This is a genomic window from Streptomyces sp. NPDC059009, assembly GCF_042740175.1.
In the GTDB taxonomy this organism is placed as follows: domain Bacteria; phylum Actinomycetota; class Actinomycetes; order Streptomycetales; family Streptomycetaceae; genus Streptomyces.
Genome location: NZ_JBHYJB010000095.1, coordinates 1 through 6,083, shown reverse-complemented (window position 1 = coordinate 6,083; position 6,083 = coordinate 1). Strand labels below are relative to the sequence as shown.

Genomic DNA, 6,083 nt, shown 5'->3' with positions numbered 1-6,083 from the left:
AGACAGCTCAAGCGCCGGACGGGCTAGAGGGATAGCCCGTCCGGCGCTTGAGGACGAGGCCGTCCAGGCCGATAAGGGGGTCTAGGGGCAAAGCCCCAGGAAGGCCGCCCCAGGGCCGACGGAGTCGGCTGATTCGGGAAGGGGCGGGACTGGGGAAAAAGGCCCCCGCAGGGGCACCCGCACCCCCTACCCCGCCGCCTCCTGGAAGGCCGGCAGTTCGAAGATCCGCGTCTTCGCCTCGTCGTCCATCAACTCGACCAGCGGAAGCACCAGTTCCCACAGGTCCTGCTTGGAGACCTCAAGGGCCAGCGCATCCAGTTCACCGTCCGAGAGCGCAGCCGCCGAGTCCGCGACCATCTTGCGGGACACATCGGGCAACAGCTCCACCAGCGGCAGGAATTCGGCCCACAGCCCGGTGGCGACGACCGCCCGCACCACCCCGCCGAGGACCCCCTCCTCCCGCAGCGAGGGCAGCACCGCGACCGTTTGCCGCTCCTCCTCGCTCAACAGCGCGACGAGCGGCAGCAAGGACTCCCACAGGTCCTGCGCGGCCACCGTCGTCACCAGTGAGTCGAGCCGCTCCTGCGGCTGTCCCGCCGCCAGCGAGGCGATCCGCCCGCGCTGCTCCCCCGGCACCATCCCGGCGACCGCGAGCGCCTCGGGCCACAGCCCGGGGCCGGCGGGCCCGGCGCCGTCGCCCGCGGCGGCGATCACCGTCGCGAGCCGCTCCTCGCCCATCAACTCGATGATCTGGCCGAGCCGTTCGGGCACGTCGATGGCGAAGCCCGTCTTCAGGACGGCCTCGTCGCCGACCTGCGGCAGGATCCGCTTCAGCGCCGAGTCCCTGAGGTAGCCGACGAAGCGCCCCATCGTCAGGTAGTCGCCGCGCTCGGCGAGCGCCACCGACACCCGGACCACCAGGTTCTCGTCCAGCCGGTCCACGATCTTGCCGATGCGCCGCGGGTCCAGGTGCCCGCAGGACTCGGCGGTGAAGGAGACCGGCAGCTTCTCGATGATGTCGGCGGCCCGTCCCGGGTCGAGGCGGCCGGCCACCGCGGCGGCGAGCCGCGGGCCGAGGGCCTTCTGCGAGATGGCGGCGGCCACTCCGGCGGGCACCAGCTTGGTCGCGGAAGCGATCCGGTCGAGCATCTCCGGGGCGCGGTCGAAGAGCGCGGCGACGGTCTGCTCACGGAAGCGCCGTACGTCCTCGACGGGCAACTCGCCGAGGAACGCGAGCCGTTCAGGGTCCACGTCCAGGAGGCGGGCGATCTTCAGGGTCTCGGCCCTGCTGCGCAGCTTGTCCATGACTGTCCTGGCCCCTCGGGTCGTCAGCGGAAGAGAATGCGGCGGACGGGTCCGCGGGCGAGCGCGGGCACCAGCTTGAGCGCCTCCTCGGCGGCCTCGCTGAGGCCCGAGGCCCGGCTCTCGCGCTCCGCCCGCAGGGCCCCGGCGAGGAGGTCCGCCTGCTCGGGCGTCAGCGCGCCGAAGGAGTCCGGGGGCGCCGCCCCCAGCTCCGTCCTCAACTGCTCCAGTGCGGCTTCGGTGCTCACGGGACCTCCCACGACGCGCGGCTCTGGCTTCGACTCCCGAGACTGGTGCGCAATTGACTATTAGTCAATAGTCGGGTGACGAGGCCGTGTCCGCCCGGCCACGGCGAGCCATGGCGGCCACGCGGCCCCGTCGGGGGCTCTCGTACTCTTGGCGCCATGAAACGTGCCGGTCTCCTGCTCTTCGCCGTCGCCGCCCCCGTGGCGACGGCCGCCGTCTACCTCGTGTCGGGCGGCTCCTCCGACGACTCCGGAGACGGCGCGCACAAGAAGCCCGCCACCGGGCGCCCGTACGACGACGGCAAGTCCGCCACCGAGAAGAAGGCCGACGACGAACTCATCGCGGACCTGCCGCCCGGGCTCGCCGCACCCGCCAAGAAGGACCTGGCCCAGAAGCTCGTGGCGAGCGCGGAGAACTCGACGCTCAACTGGCGCGGCCAGTACGGCTACATCGAGGACATAGACGACGGGCACGGCTACACCGCCGGGATCATCGGCTTCTGCACCGGCACCCACGACCTGCTGACCCTCGTCGAGCGCTACACGAAGGACCACCCCGGCAACGGCCTGGCCCGCTATCTGCCCGCGCTGCGCAAGGTCGACGGCAGCGACTCGCACCAGGGGCTCGACCCGGGCTTCACCAAGGCGTGGCGGGCGGAGGCCGGCGAGCCCGCCTTCCGGAAGGCACAGGACGAGGCGCGCGACCGCGGCTACTTCGAACCGGCGGTCCGGCTCGCCAAGCTCGACGGCCTCGGCACGCTCGGGCAGTTCATCTACTACGACGCGATGGTCCTGCACGGCCCGGGCACCGGCCCCGCCGGCTTCTACGGGCTGCGCGAGGCCGCCATGAAGGAGGCCGACACCCCGGCCCAGGGCGGCAAGGAGAAGGCGTATCTCGACATCTTCCTGGATGTGCGGAAGAAGGCGATGAGCAAGGAGAAGGCACACCGCGACACCACGCGCATCGACACCGCGCAGCGGCAGTTCCTCTACGACGGCAACATGAGCCTGAAGACGCCGCTGACCTGGAAGGTGTACGGGGAGACGTTCAAGGTCCCGTAGTCCCGTACACCTCCAGGCAGTTGTCAGCCCTTGACCGCGCCCGCCGCCAGGCCCGAGCCCAGCTTCCGGTGGACGATCACGAAGAAGATCATGACCGGCAGGGTGATGAGGGTGGAGCTGGCCATCACCGGCCCCCAGTCCGTGGTGTGCTCACCGAAGAACTGGAAGATGCCGACCGCGGCGGTGTACTTGTCGCTGGACTTCATGAACGTGTACGCGAAGACGAACTCGTTCCACGCGGTGATGAACGCGAAGATCGAGGTCGCGACGAGGCCCGGCGCCACCAGCGGCAGCAGCACCGACCAGAACATCCGCGGCCAGGACGCCCCGTCGATGTAGGCGGCCTCCTCGACCTCCTTCGGCACCGTCTGCACGAAGCCGCGCAGCGTCCAGATCGCGAAGGGCAGCGAGAGCGCGATGTAGACGATCGTCAGGCCGAGCAGCGAGTTGAGCAGGTCGTAGTCCCGCATCTGGATGAAGAGCGGGATGACCAGGGCCTCCAGCGGCACCATCTGCACGATCAGGACCATGATCAGGACGGAGGTGCGGAAGCGGAACTTGAAGCGCGCCACCGCGATCGCCGCGAACAGCGCGAGCAGCGCGGACGCCACGATCGTGCCGATGCCGACGAGCGCCGAATTCAGCAGATACGTACCGAAGTTGCCCCGGTCCAGGACCACCCGGAAGTGCTCCATGCTGACCCCGCTCGGCAGCATGTCCGAGCCGCGCGTGAGCGCCTTGGGGTCGAGCGCCGTGGACACCATCCAGTAGACGGGGAAGAGCGCGAAGACGAGCAGTGCCACGACCGCGAGGACGAGCCCCGTCGTACGGGCGACGCTGGGCCGGCGAACGCCGTTCACAGGTCCTCCTCCCCCTGCTTGAACAGTGTGCGGATGTAGACGACGGTGATCGCCAGGAGCAGCAGGGTCAGCAGCACCGCGGCCGCGGCGCCCGTGCCGTAGTCGTCCTTGGCGAACGCCTCGATGTAGGAGAAGACCCCGAGGTTCTCGACGTCCTCGTTCGAGCCGTTGCCGCCCGGCATCAGGAAGACCTGGGTGAAGACCTTGAAGTCCCAGATCGTGGAGAGGATGGTCACCACGAGGAAGACGGGCTTGATGGTCGGCACGGTGATCTTCCAGAACCGCTGCCAGGCGTTGGCGCCGTCCAGCATCCCCGCCTCGTACAGCTCCTTGGGGATCGTCATCAGGCCCGCGAGGACGGTGATGGCGACGAACGGGAAGCCGTGGTGCACCACGTTGACCGTGGCGATGGCGTAGAACGGGCCGCGCTCGGTGAACCAGTTGGTGGTCTCCGGGTCGATCAGGCCCAGATGGCCCGCGAGTTGGCTGAACATGCCGTCCTGCGGCGAGAACAGCCAGACCCACACGTAGGTGCCGGTGACGGCGGGCATCGCCCAGGCCGCCAGGACGGCGACCGAGCAGATCAGCCGCCAGACGGGGCCGAGCCGGTTGAGCAGCAGGGCGACGAGGGTGCCCAGGGCCACGGTCAGGGCCACGCACGCGACGGCGAAGAAGACCGTGTTGGGCAGGACCGTCTTCCACAGCAGCTCGCTGGTGAGCAGGTCCTCGTAGTGGTCGAGGCCGGTGAATGTGGAGACGCTGCCGCCGAACTTGACCTCGTAGTCCTGCATGGACAGCTTGCCGACCTGGATCAGCGGCCACAGCAGCAGACCAGCGAGGACGACGAGGGCCGGGGCGAGCAGCAGCCACGGCCGGGTGATCGCGACGACCCTCTTGCGGCGCAGGGCCGTGGCGGCCGGGGGTGATTCCTTGGGTTCCTTGGCGGGCCGGCGGGCCGAAGGGATCTTCGACCCGCCGCCGCCGACGAGCGTTTCCTTCACGGCGTTCGGTTCCTCGATCAATTGCCTAGGTGCCGTCGACGACTACTTCTCCCCGCCTGCTACTTCTCCTTGGCGAAGATCTCGTCCATGTCCTTGGCGGCCTTGTCCGCGGCCTCCTTGACGCCGGCCTTGCCGGTCAGGATGGACTGCACCATGCGCGGGATGACCTGCGACGCCTGGATCTCGCCGTACGACTTCGTCTTGGGCACGGTGGCGCCCGCCTCGATCATCTGCTTCGCGAACGGCTCGACCAGCGGGTCCTTCTGGGCCTCGATCTTCTTCAGCTCGGAGTTCTGGCCGGGGAAGTAGTTGGTCTGCTTGGCCCACTTGGCGGCGAACTCGCCGGTGGTCAGCATCTTCACGAACTCCCAGGACAGCGCCTTGTTCTTGGTGTCGAACGCGGACAGGTAGGAGCCGCCGAGGAACGACTTGCTCATGCCGCCGGTCTCGCCGGGGATCGGCACGGCGCCGAGCTTGCCCTTCAGCTTCGGGTTGGCCTCGACGATCGCCTTCGGGGTCCAGTTGCCGCCGATCGCCATGGCGATCTGGCCCTTGCCCCAGGCGTCGCCGACCTCCTTCTCCGTCCAGGTGTTGACCTTGGCCGGGGAGACCTTGTCCTTGGTGGCGAGGCCGGTGTAGTACTCAATGCCCTTGATGGCCTCGGGCGAGTTGATGGTGGACTTCCACTTGCCGCCCTCCTCCTTGGCGAGGTCACCGCCGGCCCCCCAGATGAAGGGGGTCGCGAACATCTCCGCACCACCGGCGACGGGGAAGGGAATGAGCCCCGGCTCTTCCTTCTTCAGCGTCTTGGCGGTCTCCTGAAGCTCCTTCCAGTTGGTCGGGGCCTTCAGGTTGTGCTTCTCGAAGATGTCCTTGCGGTAGACGATGGACCGCACGCCGGCGTACCAGGGCATGCCGTACTGCTTGCCGTCGAGCGTCCCGGCGTCCTTGAGCCCTTCGACGAGGTCGTCGTTGAGCCCGGACTTCTTGACCTGGTCGGTGACGTCGACGAGGGCCTCGGTCTTGGCGAACTGCGGCACCCAGGTGGTGCCCACCTCGGCGACGTCGGGGACCTGGTCCTCGCCGGCCGCGATGGCAGTCGTGAACTTCTTCTGCGCGGTGGCCCACTCCTGATACTCGACGTGGATCTTGGCACCGGTCTTCTTCTCGAAGGCCGCGGCGGCCTCCTTGAAGAAGGGCTTCGGGTCGGGGTTGGTCCCCTGCATGATCCATACGGTCAGGGTCTTCCCCTTGCCGTCGACCTTGCCCTCACCGAGACCCGAGTCGTCCTTCTTGTCGTCGTCTCCGCAGGCCGTCGCGGTCAGCCCGAGCGTCATGGTGATGGCTACCGCGGCAAGGACACGTCGCTTCATACCGGGCTTCATACCGGGCCCCCTCCAGGTTCCGTTGGTGGGAGCGATTCTGGTCACACACTGACCAGGCGGTCTAGACCCATTCGGATACGCGGCCGAACCGTGACCCACGTTGCACGCTGTGCGACGCCGTGCAACGCCCGTTGCAGAGACTGCTTCTCTCCCCTACCCCGCCCCTTCCCGAATCCGCCGCTCCGCGGCAGCCCTCGTCCTCAATCGCCGGACGGGCTATCGATAGCC

6 protein-coding genes are annotated in these 6,083 nt (G+C 68.4%); 1 reads left to right on the top strand and 5 read right to left on the bottom strand.

The genetic code is table 11. The features are described from left to right. Positions 1-186 precede the first annotated feature (186 nt). Positions 187-1,305, bottom strand: coding sequence for a hypothetical protein (locus tag ACFWYM_RS44830; protein ID WP_384851344.1), 1,119 nt, complete (start codon positions 1,303-1,305; stop codon positions 187-189). Positions 1,306-1,328: 23 nt separating this feature from the next. Then, positions 1,329-1,550 carry a hypothetical protein gene (locus ACFWYM_RS44825; RefSeq protein WP_384851343.1) on the bottom strand — a complete coding sequence of 74 codons (222 nt, stop codon included), beginning with the start codon at positions 1,548-1,550 and terminating at the stop codon, positions 1,329-1,331. A 156-nt stretch (positions 1,551-1,706) separates the two neighbouring features. Between ACFWYM_RS44825 and ACFWYM_RS44820 the strand changes: the two genes are divergently transcribed. Further along, entirely contained in the window at positions 1,707-2,609 is a 903-nt protein-coding gene (locus ACFWYM_RS44820; RefSeq protein ID WP_384851342.1) for a chitosanase, read from the top strand. 23 nt (positions 2,610-2,632) lie between these two features. Here ACFWYM_RS44820 and ACFWYM_RS44815 read toward each other — a convergent pair whose 3' ends face one another. Genes ACFWYM_RS44815 through ACFWYM_RS44805 form a run of 3 tightly spaced genes read right to left on the bottom strand, consistent with a single transcriptional unit; the run spans position 2,633 to position 5,843 of the window. After that, on the bottom strand, positions 2,633-3,469 hold the full coding sequence (locus ACFWYM_RS44815) for a carbohydrate ABC transporter permease (protein WP_384851341.1): 837 nt from the start codon (positions 3,467-3,469) through the stop codon (positions 2,633-2,635). Further along, the gene (locus ACFWYM_RS44810) at positions 3,466-4,470 is read right to left on the bottom strand and encodes a carbohydrate ABC transporter permease (protein ID WP_384851340.1); all 1,005 of its coding nucleotides are present in this window, start codon (positions 4,468-4,470) and stop codon (positions 3,466-3,468) included. Before ACFWYM_RS44810 ends, ACFWYM_RS44815 begins: the two co-directional genes overlap by 4 nt. 59 nt (positions 4,471-4,529) lie before the next feature. Then, on the bottom strand, positions 4,530-5,843 hold the full coding sequence (locus tag ACFWYM_RS44805; protein WP_384851339.1) for a sugar ABC transporter substrate-binding protein: 1,314 nt from the start codon (positions 5,841-5,843) through the stop codon (positions 4,530-4,532). Between the last annotated feature and the right edge of the window lie 240 nt (positions 5,844-6,083).

Bases quoted from the DNA above. Each gene is read 5' to 3' on its own strand.
- ACFWYM_RS44830 (WP_384851344.1), bottom strand. From the start codon at position 1,305: ATGGACAAGCTGCGCAGCAGGGCCGAGACCCTGAAGATCGCCCGCCTC.
- ACFWYM_RS44820 (WP_384851342.1), top strand. From the start codon at position 1,707: ATGAAACGTGCCGGTCTCCTGCTCTTCGCCGTCGCCGCCCCCGTGGCG.
- ACFWYM_RS44805 (WP_384851339.1), bottom strand. From the start codon at position 5,843: ATGAAGCGACGTGTCCTTGCCGCGGTAGCCATCACCATGACGCTCGGG.